The 16,752-nt window shown below is 61.2% G+C and carries 18 protein-coding genes; 8 read left to right on the top strand and 10 right to left on the bottom strand.

The annotated features are described in order from the left end of the window. The first annotated feature begins 74 nt into the window (after positions 1-74). On the top strand, positions 75-1,259 hold the full coding sequence (gene cfaB / locus HBO05_RS19995) for a C17 cyclopropane fatty acid synthase CfaB (RefSeq protein ID WP_170057501.1): 1,185 nt from the start codon (positions 75-77) through the stop codon (positions 1,257-1,259). Between the two features lie 201 nt (positions 1,260-1,460). Here cfaB and cls read toward each other — a convergent pair whose 3' ends face one another. After that, on the bottom strand, positions 1,461-2,900 hold the full coding sequence (cls, locus tag HBO05_RS19990; RefSeq protein ID WP_172313818.1) for a cardiolipin synthase: 1,440 nt from the start codon (positions 2,898-2,900) through the stop codon (positions 1,461-1,463). A gap of 130 nt (positions 2,901-3,030) precedes the next feature. On the opposite strand from cls, the gene HBO05_RS19985 reads away from it, so the two are divergent. Then, positions 3,031-3,552 (top strand): DUF3617 domain-containing protein, encoded by a 522-nt coding sequence (locus HBO05_RS19985; RefSeq protein ID WP_169954040.1) that lies wholly within the window; start codon positions 3,031-3,033, stop codon positions 3,550-3,552. 39 nt (positions 3,553-3,591) lie between these two features. On the opposite strand, the gene HBO05_RS19980 is transcribed toward HBO05_RS19985, so the two are convergent. From HBO05_RS19980 to HBO05_RS19960, 5 genes are all read right to left on the bottom strand, one after another. Beyond that, entirely contained in the window at positions 3,592-4,929 is a 1,338-nt protein-coding gene (locus HBO05_RS19980) for a dihydroorotase (RefSeq protein WP_172313816.1), read from the bottom strand. 2 nt (positions 4,930-4,931) lie between these two features. After that, positions 4,932-5,492 carry a DapH/DapD/GlmU-related protein gene (locus tag HBO05_RS19975; protein WP_170042025.1) on the bottom strand — a complete coding sequence of 187 codons (561 nt, stop codon included), beginning with the start codon at positions 5,490-5,492 and terminating at the stop codon, positions 4,932-4,934. Further along, entirely contained in the window at positions 5,489-5,914 is a 426-nt protein-coding gene (hisI, locus tag HBO05_RS19970; protein WP_172313814.1) for a phosphoribosyl-AMP cyclohydrolase, read from the bottom strand. Before hisI ends, HBO05_RS19975 begins: the two co-directional genes overlap by 4 nt. Continuing rightward, positions 5,911-6,816 carry a GTP cyclohydrolase FolE2 gene (gene folE2 / locus HBO05_RS19965; protein WP_172313812.1) on the bottom strand — a complete coding sequence of 302 codons (906 nt, stop codon included), beginning with the start codon at positions 6,814-6,816 and terminating at the stop codon, positions 5,911-5,913. The genes hisI and folE2 overlap by 4 nt, the downstream gene beginning before the upstream one ends. A 78-nt stretch (positions 6,817-6,894) precedes the next feature. Next, complete coding sequence (locus tag HBO05_RS19960) at positions 6,895-7,263, bottom strand: glutamine synthetase (protein WP_169954035.1); 369 nt, start codon at positions 7,261-7,263, stop codon at positions 6,895-6,897. A 126-nt stretch (positions 7,264-7,389) separates the two neighbouring features. Here HBO05_RS19960 and dksA point away from each other — a divergent pair, with 126 nt between their 5' ends. Genes dksA through HBO05_RS19940 form a run of 4 tightly spaced genes read left to right on the top strand, consistent with a single transcriptional unit; the run spans position 7,390 to position 10,681 of the window. Then, complete coding sequence (dksA, locus tag HBO05_RS19955; RefSeq protein ID WP_169954034.1) at positions 7,390-7,794, top strand: RNA polymerase-binding protein DksA; 405 nt, start codon at positions 7,390-7,392, stop codon at positions 7,792-7,794. A gap of 26 nt (positions 7,795-7,820) precedes the next feature. After that, entirely contained in the window at positions 7,821-9,029 is a 1,209-nt protein-coding gene (gene zigA / locus HBO05_RS19950) for a zinc metallochaperone GTPase ZigA (RefSeq protein WP_169954033.1), read from the top strand. Beyond that, the gene (locus HBO05_RS19945) at positions 9,029-9,673 is read left to right on the top strand and encodes a DUF1826 domain-containing protein (RefSeq protein WP_172313810.1); all 645 of its coding nucleotides are present in this window, start codon (positions 9,029-9,031) and stop codon (positions 9,671-9,673) included. Before zigA ends, HBO05_RS19945 begins: the two co-directional genes overlap by 1 nt. Before the next feature lie 45 nt (positions 9,674-9,718). Next, positions 9,719-10,681, top strand: a complete 963-nt coding sequence (locus HBO05_RS19940; protein WP_172313901.1) for a CobW family GTP-binding protein — start codon at positions 9,719-9,721, stop codon at positions 10,679-10,681. Here the strand turns inward: HBO05_RS19940 and HBO05_RS19935 are convergent. Then, the gene (locus HBO05_RS19935) at positions 10,675-11,067 is read right to left on the bottom strand and encodes a DUF3301 domain-containing protein (protein WP_057961211.1); all 393 of its coding nucleotides are present in this window, start codon (positions 11,065-11,067) and stop codon (positions 10,675-10,677) included. The two genes, HBO05_RS19940 and HBO05_RS19935, sit on opposite strands and share 7 nt — an antisense overlap. A gap of 116 nt (positions 11,068-11,183) precedes the next feature. On the opposite strand from HBO05_RS19935, the gene pdxY reads away from it, so the two are divergent. Beyond that, positions 11,184-12,056: a pyridoxal kinase PdxY gene (gene pdxY / locus HBO05_RS19930; protein WP_169954031.1), complete on the top strand. Its 873-nt coding sequence runs from the start codon at positions 11,184-11,186 to the stop codon at positions 12,054-12,056. A gap of 54 nt (positions 12,057-12,110) precedes the next feature. Here pdxY and HBO05_RS19925 read toward each other — a convergent pair whose 3' ends face one another. Further along, complete coding sequence (locus HBO05_RS19925; RefSeq protein WP_029290061.1) at positions 12,111-12,593, bottom strand: acyl-CoA thioesterase; 483 nt, start codon at positions 12,591-12,593, stop codon at positions 12,111-12,113. 293 nt (positions 12,594-12,886) lie between these two features. Here HBO05_RS19925 and HBO05_RS19920 point away from each other — a divergent pair, with 293 nt between their 5' ends. Further along, positions 12,887-14,650: a cation:proton antiporter gene (locus HBO05_RS19920; RefSeq protein ID WP_169954030.1), complete on the top strand. Its 1,764-nt coding sequence runs from the start codon at positions 12,887-12,889 to the stop codon at positions 14,648-14,650. Positions 14,651-14,710: 60 nt separating this feature from the next. Here the strand turns inward: HBO05_RS19920 and HBO05_RS19915 are convergent, their stop codons facing one another. Continuing rightward, complete coding sequence (locus HBO05_RS19915) at positions 14,711-15,118, bottom strand: SMI1/KNR4 family protein (RefSeq protein WP_029290059.1); 408 nt, start codon at positions 15,116-15,118, stop codon at positions 14,711-14,713. Positions 15,119-15,217: 99 nt separating this feature from the next. After that, positions 15,218-16,717, bottom strand: a complete 1,500-nt coding sequence (locus HBO05_RS19910) for a surface lipoprotein assembly modifier (protein WP_172313808.1) — start codon at positions 16,715-16,717, stop codon at positions 15,218-15,220. Positions 16,718-16,752: the final 35 nt, after the last annotated feature.

Below are 16,752 nucleotides of genomic sequence, written 5' to 3'. Positions count from 1 at the left end.
TGAATCGATAGCCAGCTACTTTTTCGTGGATGGTCTACCCTCATTCCAGACGTCTGAAACAGGGGGGACTACTCATGCTCGCGCAACTTCCACCGGCCTTACGGAATCTTCAGCTACCGCTGCGTCTGCGACTCTGGGATGGCCATGAGTTCAACCTGGGCCCGGAGCCCAGCGTTACGATCGTGGTCAAGGACCCGGTGATGGTGACGCAACTGACCCATCCTACGCTCGATTCCCTGGGCGCTGCCTTCGTCGAAGGCAAACTGGAGCTGGAAGGCTCCATCAGCGATGTGATCCGGGTGTGTGATGAGCTGAGCCACGCCCTGGTGGATGAAGATGAGCACGCCGGACCGGTGCGCTCGATCCACGACAAGGCTACGGATGCCGCCGCGATTTCCTACCACTACGACCTGTCGAACGAGTTCTACCAGCTCTGGCTGGACCGTGACATGGCCTACTCCTGCGGTTACTTCGAGACCGGCAGCGAATCCCTCGACCAGGCCCAGCAAGACAAATTCCGCCACCTGTGCCGCAAGTTGCGCCTGCAGCCTGGGGAGTATCTGCTGGACGTCGGTTGCGGCTGGGGCGGGCTGGCGCGTTACGCGGCGCGCGAATTCGGGGTCAAGGTGTTCGGCATCACCCTGAGCAAGGAACAACTGGCATTGGCCAGGGAACGCGTGCTCGCCGAGGGCCTGGAAGACCAAGTGGAACTGGCGTTGCTCGACTATCGCGACCTGCCCCAGGACGGGCGGTTCGATAAAGTGGTCAGCGTCGGCATGTTCGAACATGTTGGCCACGCCAACCTGGCGCAGTACTGCCAGACCCTGTTCGGCGCCGTGCGCGAAGGAGGCCTGGTGCTCAACCATGGCATCACCGCCAAACATACCGATGGCCGCCCGGTGGGACGTGGCGCGGGGGACTTTATCGAGCGCTACGTATTCCCCAATGGCGAGCTGCCGCACCTGGTGATGATCAGCGCCGAGATCAGCGAAGTCGGCCTGGAAGTGGTCGACGTGGAAAGCCTGCGCCTGCATTACGCACGCACCCTGGACCATTGGAGCGAACGCCTGGAAGACAACCTGGAAGCGGCGGCGAAAATGGTCCCGCCCCAGGCACTGCGTATCTGGCGCCTGTACCTGGCAGGATGTGCGTATGCGTTTGCCCGCGGGTGGATCAACCTGCATCAGATCCTGGCGGTCAAGCCCCATGCCGATGGCAGCCATGAGTTGCCGTGGACGCGGGAAGATCTCTATCGCTGAGGTCTTGGCTACGCTGCAATACTAAATGTGGGAGCGGGCTTGCTCTAATGCCGATCAGTTAAGCGAACGCAATGCTCAAAGCAGTGAAGATCAAATGTGGGAGCGGGCTTGCCCGCGAAGACGTCGGCCCAGCAAATATTGATGTTGACTGACCCACTGCTTTCGCGAGCAAGCCCGCTCCCACATTGGTTCTGCGTTGGTCTATAGGATCGGGGAAATCAACCGCGCCACCCGCATGCCCAGTTGCTGCAGGCGGCGGGTCTGTTGGCTTTCTTCCTGGCTGGTTTCGTGGGCCTGGGCGAAGTCGTCCAGCAGCATGTGTTCCACTTCGCTGGCGAAGGTTTTATCGACCGTCAGCAACATCACTTCAAAGTTGAGGCGGAACGAACGGTTGTCCAGGTTCGCACTGCCGATGGCGCTGATTTCGCGGTCTACCAACACCACTTTCTGATGCAGGAAACCCGGCTTGTAGCGGAATACCCGAACCCCGGCCCGCACCGCTTCAATCGCGTACAGGCTGGATGCGGCGTAGACAATGCGGTGGTCGGGGCGTGACGGCAGCAGCAGGCGTACGTCCACGCCACGCAACACCGCCAGGCGCAACGCGGCGAATACTGCCTCATCGGGGATGAAGTAAGGGCTGGTGATCCACACTCGCTCAGTTGCCGCATGAATGGCTTCGACGAAAAACAGCGAGCAGGTCTCATAGGGGTCCGCCGGACCGCTGGCCAGCAATTGGCAGAGCACGCCGTCGTCGGCGTAGGTATCGGGCAGGATCAGCGGCGGCAGTTCGCGCGCGGCCCAGAACCAGTCTTCGGCAAACGACTCCTGCAGGCAGGCCACCACCGGGCCGCTGACTTGCACATGGGTGTCGCGCCAGGGCGCCAGCGGCGGTTTCTTGCCCATGTATTCGTCGCCGACGTTATGCCCACCGACAAACCCGCTCAGGCCATCGACCACGACGATCTTGCGGTGGTTGCGGAAATTTACCTGGAAACGATTGAGCCAGCCGCTGCGGGTGGCAAACGCCTTGATCTGCACCCCGGCGTCGCGCAGCGATTGCACATAGCGGTGGGGCAGGGAGTGGCTACCGATGCGGTCATACAGCACGTAGATGGCCACGCCCTCGGCGGCCTTGGCCTTGAGCAGGTTGTGCAACTGGCGGCCGAGTTCGTCGTCATGAATGATGAAAAACTGCACCAGCACAGCCGTCTTGGCGGCGCGGATGGCGTCGAAGATGGCGCTGAAGGTGGCGTCGCCATTGACCAGCAAACGCACCTGGTTATTGGCCAGGCACGGCATGCGCCCCAGCTTGGGCATGGCGCGCAGGGAGGCGTAGGCGTGGGAGTTGCGTGCGGCCAGGGCTTCTTCGACCCAGGGGCGCCAGTTCAACTCGGTGATGGCCTTGTGCATTTCCTGGTTGGCCTGGCGGCGCGCCTGGATATAGGCATCGAAGCTGCTGCGGCCAAAGATCAGGTAGGGGATCAGGGTCAGGTACGGCATGAACATCAGCGACAGCGCCCAGGCAATCGAGCCTTGGGCGGTACGTACGGTCAGCACCGCGTGCAGGGCGGCCAGCGAGCCGAGAAAATGCAGGGTGGCGATGAAGTAACCAAGCAAGTGCGGGCCGAAGAAATCCATGGACAACATTACTCCTGACAATCCAATGCGTAACAGACCATGTTCGGCGGCGATTGTCGCTATTTTATTGAGCATGCAACGCCGACCACTTTACGACGTCTAACGCCGACAATTACCCAGGAGTTACCCGATGAATGCTCGTCTGCTTGGTTTGGCCATGGTTGTTGGTTTGACGCTGCCGGTGGCAGCGCAGGCGCAGATGTTGGCGCCGGGCTTGTGGGAATTGACCACCAGCAACATGAAAGTCGATAACCAGAACCTGCCGGACTTGTCGTTGATCCTCGGTCAGCTGAAACAACAGATGACCCCGGAACAGCGCGCCATGCTGGAAAAACAAGGCATTACCATGGCCGGCAAGGGCGTGCAGGTGTGCCTGACACCGGCCCAGGTGGCCTCCGACTCCATCCCGCTGACCGACCCGCAATCGGGTTGCAAGCAAGAGGTGACAGACAAGACCGGCAACCAGTGGAAATTCCGCTTCAGCTGCCCGAAAGCCCAGGGCACTGGCGTGGCCACGTTCCAGAGCCAGAAGGCATTTACCACCACGGTCAACGGCACCTTCAATGCCACCGGCGTGCAGCAGAACGGCAGCCTCGACACCCAGGCGCAGTGGCTGGGCAACGACTGCGGCACGGTCAAGCCCCGCGCCTGATCACACGCCCTGCAGGAGCCGGCAAGCCGGCCCCTGCGTTTAGCGCAGAAAATGCAGGGGCAGCCCCTGGCAACTGTCCACCACCTGCCCCTGGTGCCAGGCCACATGGCCTGACACCAGGGTAGTGCTGACGCTATGGCGAAAGCTGCGTTCGGCAAACGGCGTCCAGCCGCACCGGGCGAGGATCGGTTGGCTGCTCACGGGCTTGCCTTCGGGCTCGGGTTTGATCAGCACCAGGTCGGCCCAGTAGCCCTCGCGCAGATAACCCCGCTGGGGAATGGCGAACAGGTCGGCGACGCGATGACTGGTTTTTGCCACCAGCGTAGTCAGTGGCAACAAGCCGTCGGCCACCAATTCCAGCAATGCAGGCAACGCGTGTTGCACCAGGGGCAATCCTGCCGGTGCCTCACGGTACGCCTGCTGTTTTTGCGCCCAGGTATGCGGGGCGTGGTCGGTGCCAATCACATCCAACCGGTTGCTCAGCAGTGCCAGGCGCAGGGCATTGCGGTCGGCCCGGGTCTTGATCGCCGGGTTGCATTTGATCTGGTGGCCGAGGCGGGCATAGTCGCGGTCATCGAACAGCAAGTGATGCACGCACACTTCTGCCGTGATGCGTTTTTCTGCCAGCGGTTTGTCTTCGAACAGCGGCAATTCCCGCGCGCTGGTCAGGTGCAGCACATGCAGGCGCGTGCCATGGCGGCGCGCCAGTTCCACCGCCAGGGATGACGAGCGATAGCAGGCTTCGGCGTCGCGAATCAGCGGGTGGGCTACAGCAGGAATCTTCTCGCCGAAGCGATCGCGCAGCCGCTGTTCGTTGGCGTGGATGCTCGGCGTGTGCTCGCAATGGGCGAGGAGAATGGTCGGCACCTCAGCAAATAAACGCTCCAGGACGCGTGGATCATCCACCAGCATATTGCCGGTGGAGGCGCCCATAAACACTTTGACCCCGGCGACCTGCCGCGGATCAAGGGCAGCCACGGTGTCGAGGTTGTCGTTGCTGACGCCAAAGTGAAAGCCATAGTTGGCCACCGAGTGCAGCGCCGCGCGGCGTTTCTTGTCGGCCAGTGCTTCCAGGGTCAGGGTCGCCGGTTGGGTGTTGGGCATGTCCATGAAGCTGGTGATGCCACCTGCCACCGCCGCGCGGGACTCGCTGTAGAAGCTGCCTTTGTCCGGCGCGCCGGGTTCGCGAAAGTGCACCTGGTCGTCGATCATGCCTGGCAGCAACCATTGGCCTTGGGCGTCAATCTCGATAGCGGCTGTTTGCCCGTGGATGCTGCTGGCGATTTTCTCGATACGGCCGTTGGCGACCAGCAAGTCGGCGTCGAATTCCTGGCCCTCATTCACCAGGCGGGCGTTGCGGATCAGCAGGCGGCTCATGCTCAGAACTCGTTTTGCAGGGCTTTGTAGCCAAGCACCAGGTCGACATTGGTACGCGCCACATCTTCAGAAAACTCCGAGGCGCTGACGCTCACGGGCGGGAACTGCGACAGGTCGGTGTTGGGACCGATGCGCGTGGTGGACGGCACATAGAAGGCGGCGGGCAAGTCGCGGCCATCCACCACCGAGTTGTGCCGCACCACGCAGCCGTCGCCAACCACGCAGTTGAACAGCACGCTGTTGAAGCCGATGAACACCCGGTCGCCGACGGTGCAGGGGCCGTGGACAATCGAGCGATGGGCGATGGAACTGAACTCGCCGATAGTCACCGCCGCACCGGATTTGGAGTGGATCACCACGCCGTCCTGGATATTGGAATTGGCGCCGATGGTGATCGGGTCCATGTCGCCGGTGGCGTCCACTTCATCGGCGCGGATCACCGCATAGGGGCCGACAAATACGTTCTCGCCGATGATCACCTTGCCGCAGATGATCGCGGTTTTATCGACGTAGGCCGATTCGGCAATGACCGGCAGATCGCCGGAAGGGTTCTTGCGGATCATGCTGCAGGTTCCTTGAGGGGCGCGGTGAGGATATGCACGTGGTTGTCTTCGATAGCGTTGTAAAAACAGTTCGGGCGGCCGGTGTGACAGGCCGGGCCCTGTTGGTCGACGATCAGCAACACAGCATCGCCGTCGCAATCCAGGCGTGCTTCGACCAACTGCTGGCGGTGGCCGGAGCGTTCACCTTTGCGCCACAACTGCTGGCGTGAGCGTGACCAGTAGCAGACCTGGCCGCTGGCGAGGGTTTCTTCGAGGGCCTGGCGATTCATCCAGGCCAGCATCAATACCTCGCCGCTGCCGTGTTGCTGGGCGATGGCGGCGATCAGGCCGTCGCGGTTCCACGGCAAGGCATTCAGTACCGGGGCCAGGGCAAAGCGACTGCCCACGCTGGCGGCTTCGAGGTCGAGCATTGTCAGCGTCATGGGGTGCCCGAGACGGTTCTCGTCCAATGGCTTTCGGCTACGGCGTCATGGGCGTGCAGGCTTTCGGCGTGGATGACTTTGAGGTGAATGGCTTGCACTGCATCCGAGCGTTTTAGCGCCAGGTTCAGACGGCGCGCGGCGTCTTCGCAGAACATCAGGTTCTGGCCGTTGGCCAGGGCGAACGCCTGTTCATCGGCGCGCTTTACGGCGGTTTGGACGGCGGTGCCGAGGGCGGCTTCGGCCTGGTCGATCAAGTCGGTCAGGGGCAAGGCTTGTACGCCGGGTTGCAGTTGGACCTGCAACAGCGCACTGCTGCGTTGGCTGTGGGGCGTGGCGACGATGCCATTGGCACTGCCGAGCCAGGCCAGTACATCTTCGTGCTGCAACGACTTATTGCCGAAGTCATCGACAAATTGCTGTTGAATCAACTGCCTGGCGAGGGCCGCAGAGCAAGGGCAGGTGGACGAGTAGGTCACGTCAATTTTTAGTTCCACGTGGAACATCTGCTTTTCCAGACGCGCTTCGATGGCCACCGGATAAGTCTTCCAGCCCGATAGTGGGCTGACCAATGCCGGGCGTTTAAGCAGCAAGTCGGTGTGAATCCGCAGGTAGGCGCTGCTCGATAACCCTTCATGGCTATCAAGGAATCGCTGTAAAACCTGGCGCAGCAACACGGGTTGCAGGTCTTGTTGCTCGAGCATCTCCAGCGCCAGGTACAGGCGCGACATATGAATGCCTCGCGCCTCGCCGTCATCCAGGCTCACGCCGGCATCGGCCTTGGCACTCAAGCGCTGGCCGTCGATCAGGATAGGAAGGGCAATGCCGCACATGCCCACCCAGTCGAGAGGCAAGGCTTGGCGAGAAGCCTGCGCGGCGATATCCGGCAGAGTCAGCGCATTCATGAGCAGGTCCATCGTTGGAAATAATCTGACATGTTATAGTATAACAATTAGATCTACGATGATTTTTCTACGACCGCCCTAGCACCCGCTGATACGGCTGCAGGTGAACTTGGCGCTGGAGCCTCCGGAACTGGAGAACCGGTTGATCGTGGTCCAGCCCACACGCCGGGTGTAGCCCACCCACGCCTCGCCGTCGGAAGCCAGCCCGGTAAAGAACGTCAATTGGCCATAGCGGCTGTTGGTCTGTGCCCAATAGCGCTTGCCGATCACCTCGAACCCGCGCAGATACGTGGTGTTGCCTGCGGTCGCGACACTGTAGGCATTGCCTTGGGCATCGACGCAGGCCAGCAGGGTGGCGCTGCGAGTGCAAGTGGCCAGCGTGCCGGGCATTTGGGCGCTGGCCTGGGTCGCCACCAGTAGCAACACGCTGCATATCAGGTATTTCATCGCGCTTCTCGGGGCCTGGAGAGAATCAAGGATTACGCCCTTCGTCGTGTCGAGCAAGAGGGCGTTGGCTTATTTGTATTGTTATAATATAACATCAATGCACAGCCTGACCCGTGAATCGTCCCGATGACTGAACAAGACCTGCTTGCCCAGCCGCCCGCTGATTACATGAATGAGGCCCAGCAAGCCTTTTTCCGCGAGCTGTTGTTGGCCCAGCGCTATGACCTGCAAGCGCGCATCGAAGCCGAATTCATCGTGCTGCGCGAGCAGGAGCCCAACAGCGACCCCGCCGATGTGGGCAGCGCCGAAGAACAGCGCCAGTGGCAACTGCGCCTGCTGGAGCGAGAAAAGAAGCTGCTGGACAAGATCGACGAAGCCTTGGAGCACCTCGCCCGTGGTGAATACGGCTGGTGCCGCGAGACGGGCGAGCCGATTGGCCTCAAGCGCCTGTTGCTGCGGCCCACGGCCACCCTGTGTATTGAAGCCAAAGAACGTGAAGAGCTGCGCGAACGCCATCAACGGGCGATTTGACCGGCCACCCTGATGAGGAACACCCGATGACCGACCGTCTACCCGTTACCGTGCTGTCCGGATTTCTCGGCGCCGGTAAAAGCACGCTGCTCAATTACGTCCTGCGCAACCGCGAAAACCTGCGGGTGGCGGTGATCGTCAACGACATGAGCGAAATCAACATTGATGGCGCCGCAGTCCAGCGCGACGTCAGCCTCAATCGCGCCGAAGAAAAACTGGTGGAGATGAGCAACGGCTGTATCTGCTGCACCCTGCGTGAAGACTTGCTGGTCGAGGTAGGAAAGCTCGCCAGGGAGGGCCGGTTCGATTACCTGCTGATCGAATCCACCGGCATTTCCGAGCCGCTGCCGGTGGCGGAAACGTTTACCTTTCGCGATGAAAACGGCCAGAGCCTGGCTGACATTGCACGTTTGGACACCATGGTCACCGTGGTCGACGGCATGAACTTCCTGCTCGACTACCAAGCCGCCGAAAGTCTGGCGTCACGGGGCGAAACCCTGGGCGAGGACGATGAGCGCTCCATCACTGACCTGTTGATCGAACAGATCGAGTTCGCCGACGTCATCCTGGTCAGCAAGATCGACCTGATCAGTCGCCACGAACGTGAAGAGCTGGTGGCGATCCTGGAGCGCCTGAATGCCCAGGCGCGCATCATTCCCATGGTCATGGGCGAGGTGCCGCTGGCCGAGATCCTCAACACCGGGCGTTTTGACTTTGAGCGCGCGGCCCAGGCACCGGGCTGGTTGCAGGAACTACGCGGCGAGCATGTGCCGGAGACTGAGGAATATGGCATCGCCTCCACGGCCTACCGGGCGCGCCGGCCATTCCATCCCCAACGCTTTTTCGACTTTATCGACCGCCCGTGGAGCAACGGCAAGCTACTGCGCTCCAAGGGGTTTTTCTGGCTGGCCAGCAAGCACCGCGATGCCGGTAGTTGGTCCCAGGCCGGCGGCCTGATGCGCCATGGTTTTGCCGGCCGCTGGTGGCGCTTTGTGCCCAAGAGTCAATGGCCCGAGGATCAGGAAAGTGTCGCGGCGATCATGGGCAACTGGCAGCCGAGCACCGGGGATTGCCGCCAGGAACTGGTGTTTATCGGGCAGAACATCGACTTCGTGCGCCTGCGCGCCGAGTTGGACGCATGCCTGCTGACCGACGATGAAATGGCCTTGGGCGCTGAAGGTTGGCACCTGCTGGTCGATCCTTTTGGCCCTTGGTACGAGGAGGCAGCCGCCTGATGCTGGCACCTGTGATTCAACTGCGCCCGGTGATTCGCCAGACCCGTGGGGAAACCCCGTTGGCCCTCGCCGACATCCTGGATAACGGCGTCAACCTGGCGCTGTGGCAGCGCCAGTTGCCGCTGCACATCGCCGAGTTTGGCGCGTTGCTGGTCTCGCTGGGCGAGCCGCTGGCGGAGTCGCTGGTGGTGGAGCTGGACAGCGAAGACGCCGAACCCGACTTGCAGGGGCTGGCCGCAGGCTGTCGTGACCTTGAGGGCTACGAAGGCTTTATCGCCGATGTTGCCTGGCTGATCAGCGCTTTTGCCTGCCTGCTGGGCGCCAAGCGCATTGGCGTGCGGCTGAGGCTACTGGACAAGGCCATGTGCCCGCGCTTTCACGTCGATCACGTGCCTGTGCGTTTGATTACCACCTATGCCGGTATCGGCAGCCAGTGGCTGCGCGAAGGGGTGATGGACCGAAGTCAATTGAGTCAGGCGGACGCGGAGCCCACCGAGCGCATCGAACAGATCCACTGTGGCGAAGTCGCCCTGCTCAAGGGCGAAAAGTGGCGCGGCAATGAGGGCCATGGCCTGATTCATCGCTCGCCGGCCCTGGCCGCCAACGAACGGCGGCTGATTCTGACGCTGGATTGGCTGGCATAACCGGGTAGGATCAAGCGTCTCTACACGGCCTGAATAATGTCCACGATGCTGCAGAATATTCCCACGCATGTGATTGCCGGCCCCTTGGGTGCTGGCAAGACCAGCTTGATCAAGCACCTGTTCAGCCAGCGCCCGGCCAATGAGCGATGGGCGGTGTTGATCAATGAGTTCGGGCAGATTGGCCTGGATGCTGCGCTGCTGACCCTGGATGACGACGGCATTGCCATCGGCGAAGTGGCCGGTGGCTGTTTGTGCTGTGTGAATGGTGCGCCGTTCCAGGTAGGGCTAGGCCGCCTACTGCGTAAGGCCAAGCCGCACCGGCTGTTTATCGAGCCCTCGGGGTTGGGGCACCCGGCGCAATTGCTGGCGCAGTTGCGCCAGGCGCCCTGGCAGACCGTGCTCGCTGTCCAGCCTTGTGTGCTGGTGCTCGACGCCCAGGCACTGGCGGCGGGCAGACCGTTGCCCGACGCGCAACGCGAAGCATTGGCCAGTGCCGGGTTGCTGCTGCTGAACAAGGCTGAAGGATTGGACGCTGCGCAACGTAGCGCAATCGAAAGGACCCTGCCGGCCTGCGAGATTTATTGGGCGCGGCAAGCGCAGCTGCCATTGGTTCGGCTACCGGGGTTTGGCGCACAGGCCGGGGCGGCTGTGGATAACTTTCAAGTGCCCCAGGGGCTGGCGCAAATCCCGGCAATCTGGAGCGATCCGTGCGTGCCGATTTGCCTGCATCAGGCGCAGGCCGGCGGCTGGAGCATCGGTTGGCGCTGGCACCCAAGCCAGCAGTTCGACCCCACGCGGCTGTGCCAATGGTTGCAGAACCTGGAGTGGCGTCGCGCCAAATTGGTTATCCATAGCGCCGACGGCTGGGTCTCGGCCAACGCTGTGGATAACACCACACTCACCTGGCAGCCCAGCGAATGGCGTCGGGACTCGCGTATCGAGCTGATCTTTGGCGAAGAGCAGGATGTGGCAAAACTGCAAAAAGCCCTGGCCGCTTGCCGTCAGTGACGGCTCTTGCCGTGCTCCTGGCGCCACTGGCTCAGTTCAATCACTTCGGCGCTGGGCGGCGGCGTCTTTATTTCAAACGGGTAGGGCGCCAGTTCGATTTGCGCGCTGTGGGCCCCAAATTGGGTGATGGTGCCGGGATGGCGGGCTTCGCCGGTCACCGTGAACTCAAAATTGTAGACCCGTGCCAAACGCCGGCGCCCGCTGGCGTCCTTGACGAAACCGATGCGTTTCAAGGCCACGGCGCCGTCGAGCAGTTCGATGTCGAGCTTGGCGCAATGCTGTTTGACCCTCTCCAGCGCGCGCTCGCGCAGGCCGTGGTTGTGCCACACCCAGGCGGCAGCCGCCGCCAGTAGCATCAGCACAAAGATATTTCCCAGGGTCAGCATGCGATTTGCTCCAACAAAGTAAGGCCAGCTTAACTGCGTCTCCGGTCTGTCGTACAGGCTGCTTTTAGTCGCATACTGCGCGGCCAGAATTTAACGGTTTTACGGAAGTTTCCTGCATGAAACGTACGCCTCATCTGCTTGCGATCCAGTCCCATGTGGTCTTCGGCCATGCCGGCAACAGCGCCGCCGTGTTTCCCATGCAGCGGGTGGGGGTGAATGTCTGGCCGCTGAACACTGTGCAGTTCTCCAACCATACCCAGTATGGCCAGTGGGCGGGAGAAGTGTTGGCGCCCCAGCAAATTCCTGCGTTGGTGGAGGGGATCGCGGCGATTGGCGAGCTGGGCAACTGCGATGCGGTGTTGTCCGGTTACTTGGGCAGCGCCGCCCAGGGCCGGGCGATCCTGACCGGTGTGGCGCGGATCAAGGCCATCAACCCCAAGGCCCTGTACCTGTGCGACCCGGTGATGGGGCATCCGGAAAAAGGCTGCATCGTGCCCCAGGAAGTCAGTGATTTCTTGCTCGACGAAGCCGTGGCCATGGCTGACTTCCTGTGCCCCAACCAATTGGAGCTGGACAGCTTTTGCGGGCGTAAACCGCAGTCGCTGTTCGACTGCCTGGGCATGGCGCGGGCCCTGCTGGCGCGTGGGCCCAAGGCGGTGCTGGTCAAGCACCTGGATTACCCGGGCAAGCTGGCGGACGGTTTCGAGATGCTGCTGGTGACGGCAGAAGGCAGTTGGCACCTGCGTCGGCCATTGCTGGCGTTTCCGCGCCAGCCGGTGGGGGTGGGCGACTTGACGTCGGGCCTGTTCCTGGCGCGGGTGTTACTGGGTGACAGCCTGCTGGCTGCCTTCGAATTTACGGCGGCGGCTGTGCATGAAGTGCTGCTGGAAACCCAGGCGTGCGCCAGCTACGAGTTGGAATTGGTGCGGGCCCAGGACCGCATCGCCCATCCGCGCGTGCGCTTTGAAGCCACGCCGATCAGCCTCTGACACCACCAACCCAATGTGGGAGCGAGCAAGCCCGCTCCCACATTTTGATTGGGGTTACACGTCGGCCTTGATTTCCTGGTAGCGCTTCTCCAGCTCCTGGCGAATCTGCCGGCGCTGCTTGCCCTGGATAAACCGGCGCTTGTCTTCACTGTTCTGCGGCTGCAATGCGGGCACGGCGGCCGGCTTGCGGTCGTCATCGACGGCAACCATGGTGAAGAAGCAACTGTTGGTATGGCGCACCGAGCGCTCGCGGATGTTCTCGGTGACGACCTTGATCCCTACTTCCATCGAGGTGTTGCCGGTGTAGTTGACCGAAGCCAGGAACGTCACCAACTCGCCGACATGGATCGGCTCGCGAAAAATCACCTGGTCCACCGACAGCGTGACTACGTAGCGGCCGGCATAACGGCTGGCGCAGGCGTAGGCCACTTCGTCGAGGTACTTGAGCAGGGTGCCACCGTGGACATTGCCTGAGAAGTTGGCCATGTCAGGGGTCATCAATACCGTCATCGACAGCTGGGCGTTTCCGGGTTCCATAGCACACTCACGGTTGTAGGCATTGGTTGGGGGGGCACCTCTGCGGATGCTGGAATCATTGCGGCGTCATCCCTTACGGGACGCCGGGACGGGCCTTGCCGTCACGCCCAAGGCGATCTGTTTCCATATATTGCACCGGCTTTCTGCCGGAAGTCGTGGTGTTACCCTTGAAAAGCCCATTTCAAGGGCATTTCTTACGATTAAGGCAGACTTCTCCTTCCGCACATTGCGCGCCGTTGTAGCGGCCGCGTGGAAACCGGGACAGCGCCAGTACCCTCAAGGAGCCCCTCGCCATGCACGCCATCAGCTTTATCCAGGATTTGGCCGTGATCATGCTGGTGGCAGGGGTGGTGACTATCCTGTTTCATCGCCTCAAGCAGCCGGTCGTCCTGGGGTATATCGTCGCCGGCTTCATCATTGGCCCGCACACCCCGCCATTCGGCCTGATCCACGACGAAGACACTATCAAGACCCTGGCCGAGCTGGGGGTGATCTTCCTGATGTTCTGCCTGGGCCTGGAGTTCAGCCTGCGCAAGCTGTTCAAGGTGGGCGCCACGGCGTTTATCGCCGCCTTCCTTGAAATCATCCTGATGATCTGGATTGGCTATGAAATTGGCCAATGGTTCGACTGGAACACCATGGACTCGCTGTTCCTCGGCGCGATCCTGGCGATTTCCTCGACCACCATCATCGTCAAGGCGCTCAACGACCTGAAGATGAAAAACCAGCGCTTCGCCCAGCTGATCTTTGGCGTGCTGATTGTCGAAGACATCCTGGGTATCGGCATCATTGCCTTGCTGTCGAGCATCGCCGTCAGCGGTACGGTCAGTTCCGGCGAGGTGTTTTCCACGGTCGGCAAGCTCTCGCTGTTCATGATCGTGGCCCTGGTGATCGGCATTTTGCTGGTGCCACGGCTGCTGGCCTACGTGGCCAAGTTCGAAAGCAACGAGATGCTGCTGATCACCGTCCTGGGCCTGTGTTTCGGCTTCTGCCTGCTGGTGGTCAAGCTCGAATACAGCATGGTGCTGGGCGCCTTCCTGATCGGTGCGATCATGGCCGAATCCCGGCAGTTGCTGAAAATCGAGCGCCTGATCGAACCGGTTCGCGACATGTTTAGCGCAATCTTCTTTGTTGCCATTGGCTTGATGATCGACCCGCAGATCCTGCTGCAATACGCCTGGCCGATTGCAGTGATCACCGTGGCCGTGGTGCTGGGCAAGATGCTGTCCTGTGGCCTTGGCGCGTTTATCGCCGGCAATGACGGCCGCACTTCGTTGCGGGTGGGTATGGGCCTGTCACAAATTGGCGAATTTTCTTTCATCATTGCGGCGCTGGGGATGACCTTGCAGGTGACCAGCGACTTTCTCTACCCGGTGGCGGTGGCCGTTTCCGCCATCACGACGTTGCTCACGCCCTACCTGATTCGTGGCGCCGACCCATTGTCCTTGAAGATCGCGGCGGTGATGCCCCAACGCCTGAGCCGGGTGTTTGGCATGTATGGCGAATGGTTGCGCAGTATTTCGCCCCAGGGCGAAGGCGCGATGCTGGCGTCGATGATCCGCAAGATCATCCTGCAGGTGGGGGTGAACCTGGCGCTGGTGGTGGCGATCTTCTTCACCGGCAGCTTTTTTGCCGCGCGCATTGGTGGGTATCTGGAAGGTTGGATCAGTGATCCGAGTTGGCAGAAGGCATTGATCTGGGGCGGGGCGTTGTTGCTGTCGCTGCCGTTTCTGATTGCCGCATATCGCAAGCTCAAGGCGCTGTCGATGTTGCTGGCGGAGATGAGCGTGAAGCCGGAAATGGCCGGGCGCCATACCCAGCGCGTGCGGCGGGTGATTGCCGAACTGATCCCGATTCTCTCGCTACTGGTGATCTTCCTGCTGTTGGCAGCCTTGTCGGCCAGTATTTTGCCGACCAACAAGTTGCTGGTGTTGATTGCCGTGGTCACGGCTGCGGTGGCCGCCGTGCTCTGGCGTTGGTTCATCCGCATCCATACACGTATGCAAGTGGCTTTGCTGGAGACCCTGGACAATCACAAGGACACGCCGGAGCACTGACCACCACCCTCAACTGAGCGATCCACCGTAGGCGCCGGCCGGCCGGCGCCTACAAAGGCATCAGCTTTCCAGCCAGACGTCCCGCGCCCAGTGCCACACCGACTCCCAGGACTCTTCGGTTACCAGTTCTTCTTCGCCGGACCACAACACCACCGTGCCGTCTTCTTCGACGCAATAGTAGTCGTCGCCATCCTGGCAAATCGGGATCAGTTCGCGAGGCACGCCGATATCCCAGGCATTGGCGGCGACTTCCGGCAGGTAAGTGTGGGACTGGGGGTCGGTGATGGTCACCGGCTCCAGGCTGCCATACACCACATCGCTGACGGTCAGCAGGAATTCCTTGAACACAAACGGGATGTTGATAAACAGCTGTTCCTCGACTTCCACCAACTGGTCTTCGTCGGGCAGTTCCAGAGGAACCGGTACCGGTTCGTTGGCTTCACGCAATTGTTCGATAACTTCTTCCACGGCCGGGATCCTCATGCTAGATGGCGCGGTTTATAGGGGCGTTTTATACAGTAGCTCGCTATAAGTGCAACCGCGAAATAGAAAACCCGGTGTTGTCGGTTAAAACTGCTTTTCCAGCTTTAGGCTGATGCTGTTTTTGTCGTAGGAATAAAGCCAGTCGACATTGCTGACGACCTTGTTGTACTTGACCGTCAGACTGGGCACCGCATCCAGCACCGCCAGGCGTGGGGCACGCAGGATAAAGGTGTAGCCTTGTTCTTTCTCATTGCGTCGATCATCGACGATAGCGCTGTAGGCATCGTATTGGCGCTTGCGGTACGAGGCGAACAGCACGGCGCTGACGCCCACTTCGAAATCCTTCGCCACCCCCAGCCGCACGCCCTTTTGCAGGTAGGCCGCCGTGCGGTCCTGGGTATTACGTTCGGTCAGGTCTACGCCGCCGAACAGCGTCCACCGTTGGGGCAGGGCCTGCCACAGGGTGGCGTAGACCGAACTGATGCCGCCGTCGAGGTTGCTATTGATCTGGTGTTTGTAGGCCATGTCCTTGTATTCGCCTTCCAGCTTGAACATGCGGGTGGCCGACAGTGTATGAATCAATTCGCCGCGCAGCCCCCAGGCGCTGTACATGGCGTTGTCACCAATCGTATTGAATTCAAACGACGGCCCGAGGGCGTACTGGTTTTTGGCGTCGTGGTAGCTGTAGCCAGCGTTATTGATGAGGGTGCCTTCGTTGTACTTGCTCTGTTTTTCATAGGCCTGGCCATAGAGCAGCGAGCGCATGAACACCCCGTGGTGGCCGCTGATGGCCACGCGCTTGTTGAGCGTGGCCTCGTAGTCCGCGCCGTGGGCAGACACGGCCTTGGGCAGTGAGCGTTTGACGTAGATGGTTTCGTCGGGGGTGACGTAGCGATAAGTCACCTCGCTTTCCGGGGACTGGTTGAGGTTGTAGCCCCAGGTCGGGCCGATAGCCAGGGAGCCTTGCCAGTCTTCACGGTGGTCCAGGGCCTGGATAAAACTGTCGACGGTCTTGCCCACGCCCATGGCTTGGGCGTCCGCTGGGCTGAGGCTGCTGCTGATCTGCCGGAACGCGGCGTTGGATTCGCCATCCTTGCGGTTCTCGAACAATACCCGCGCCAGCTCCAGGCGCCCCGGCAGGAAGTCGCCCTGCAACGCCAGCAGCTGGCGGTAGTAGCTTTCTGCTTGTTCAAGGTTGCCATCGGCGCGGGCCAGGCCGCCGTTGGCATAGGCGGTGAGCATCGGGTCGTGGCCGGGCAGGGCGGTGTAGCGCTTGAGGTAATCCCTGGCTTGCGGCCATTGCTGGCGCTCGATGGACAGGTACACCGCGCGGCCCAGTTCATCGAGGTTGTTGCCGACGCGGTAGGTTTGCCCATCGATATTCAACAGCGGCGGGGCGCCGTCGCTGGGCAGTTCATCCTTGAGCAACTCGCGCTCTTGCTGATTGGCGCGGTACTCGATGGTCTGGTTCAGGCGCAGGCTGGTGTCCTGGTCGGCGGCAAATACCGCCGGGGTCATGCACAGCAGTAGGGAAAAGGGTAAAGCGTGGAGCGTGAGGGATCGCATGCAATAGGGCTGGGGCATTACCGGGCTCTCGGGATCGCTTCAAAACGCCAAAA

Origin of the sequence: Pseudomonas sp. WS 5079 (assembly GCF_012985465.1) — a bacterium.
In the GTDB taxonomy this organism is placed as follows: domain Bacteria; phylum Pseudomonadota; class Gammaproteobacteria; order Pseudomonadales; family Pseudomonadaceae; genus Aquipseudomonas.
This window is presented reverse-complemented; position numbering and strand designations above follow the sequence as displayed.

Bases quoted from the DNA above. Each gene is read 5' to 3' on its own strand.
- cfaB (WP_170057501.1), top strand. From the start codon at position 75: ATGCTCGCGCAACTTCCACCGGCCTTACGGAATCTTCAGCTACCGCTG.
- cls (WP_172313818.1), bottom strand. From the start codon at position 2,900: ATGGATTTCTTCGGCCCGCACTTGCTTGGTTACTTCATCGCCACCCTG.
- HBO05_RS19985 (WP_169954040.1), top strand. From the start codon at position 3,031: ATGAATGCTCGTCTGCTTGGTTTGGCCATGGTTGTTGGTTTGACGCTG.
- HBO05_RS19980 (WP_172313816.1), bottom strand. From the start codon at position 4,929: ATGAGCCGCCTGCTGATCCGCAACGCCCGCCTGGTGAATGAGGGCCAG.
- HBO05_RS19975 (WP_170042025.1), bottom strand. From the start codon at position 5,492: ATGATCCGCAAGAACCCTTCCGGCGATCTGCCGGTCATTGCCGAATCG.
- hisI (WP_172313814.1), bottom strand. From the start codon at position 5,914: ATGACGCTGACAATGCTCGACCTCGAAGCCGCCAGCGTGGGCAGTCGC.
- folE2 (WP_172313812.1), bottom strand. From the start codon at position 6,816: ATGAATGCGCTGACTCTGCCGGATATCGCCGCGCAGGCTTCTCGCCAA.
- HBO05_RS19960 (WP_169954035.1), bottom strand. From the start codon at position 7,263: ATGAAATACCTGATATGCAGCGTGTTGCTACTGGTGGCGACCCAGGCC.
- dksA (WP_169954034.1), top strand. From the start codon at position 7,390: ATGACTGAACAAGACCTGCTTGCCCAGCCGCCCGCTGATTACATGAAT.
- zigA (WP_169954033.1), top strand. From the start codon at position 7,821: ATGACCGACCGTCTACCCGTTACCGTGCTGTCCGGATTTCTCGGCGCC.
- HBO05_RS19945 (WP_172313810.1), top strand. From the start codon at position 9,029: ATGCTGGCACCTGTGATTCAACTGCGCCCGGTGATTCGCCAGACCCGT.
- HBO05_RS19940 (WP_172313901.1), top strand. From the start codon at position 9,719: ATGCTGCAGAATATTCCCACGCATGTGATTGCCGGCCCCTTGGGTGCT.
- HBO05_RS19935 (WP_057961211.1), bottom strand. From the start codon at position 11,067: ATGCTGACCCTGGGAAATATCTTTGTGCTGATGCTACTGGCGGCGGCT.
- pdxY (WP_169954031.1), top strand. From the start codon at position 11,184: ATGAAACGTACGCCTCATCTGCTTGCGATCCAGTCCCATGTGGTCTTC.
- HBO05_RS19925 (WP_029290061.1), bottom strand. From the start codon at position 12,593: ATGGAACCCGGAAACGCCCAGCTGTCGATGACGGTATTGATGACCCCT.
- HBO05_RS19920 (WP_169954030.1), top strand. From the start codon at position 12,887: ATGCACGCCATCAGCTTTATCCAGGATTTGGCCGTGATCATGCTGGTG.
- HBO05_RS19910 (WP_172313808.1), bottom strand. From the start codon at position 16,717: ATGCCCCAGCCCTATTGCATGCGATCCCTCACGCTCCACGCTTTACCC.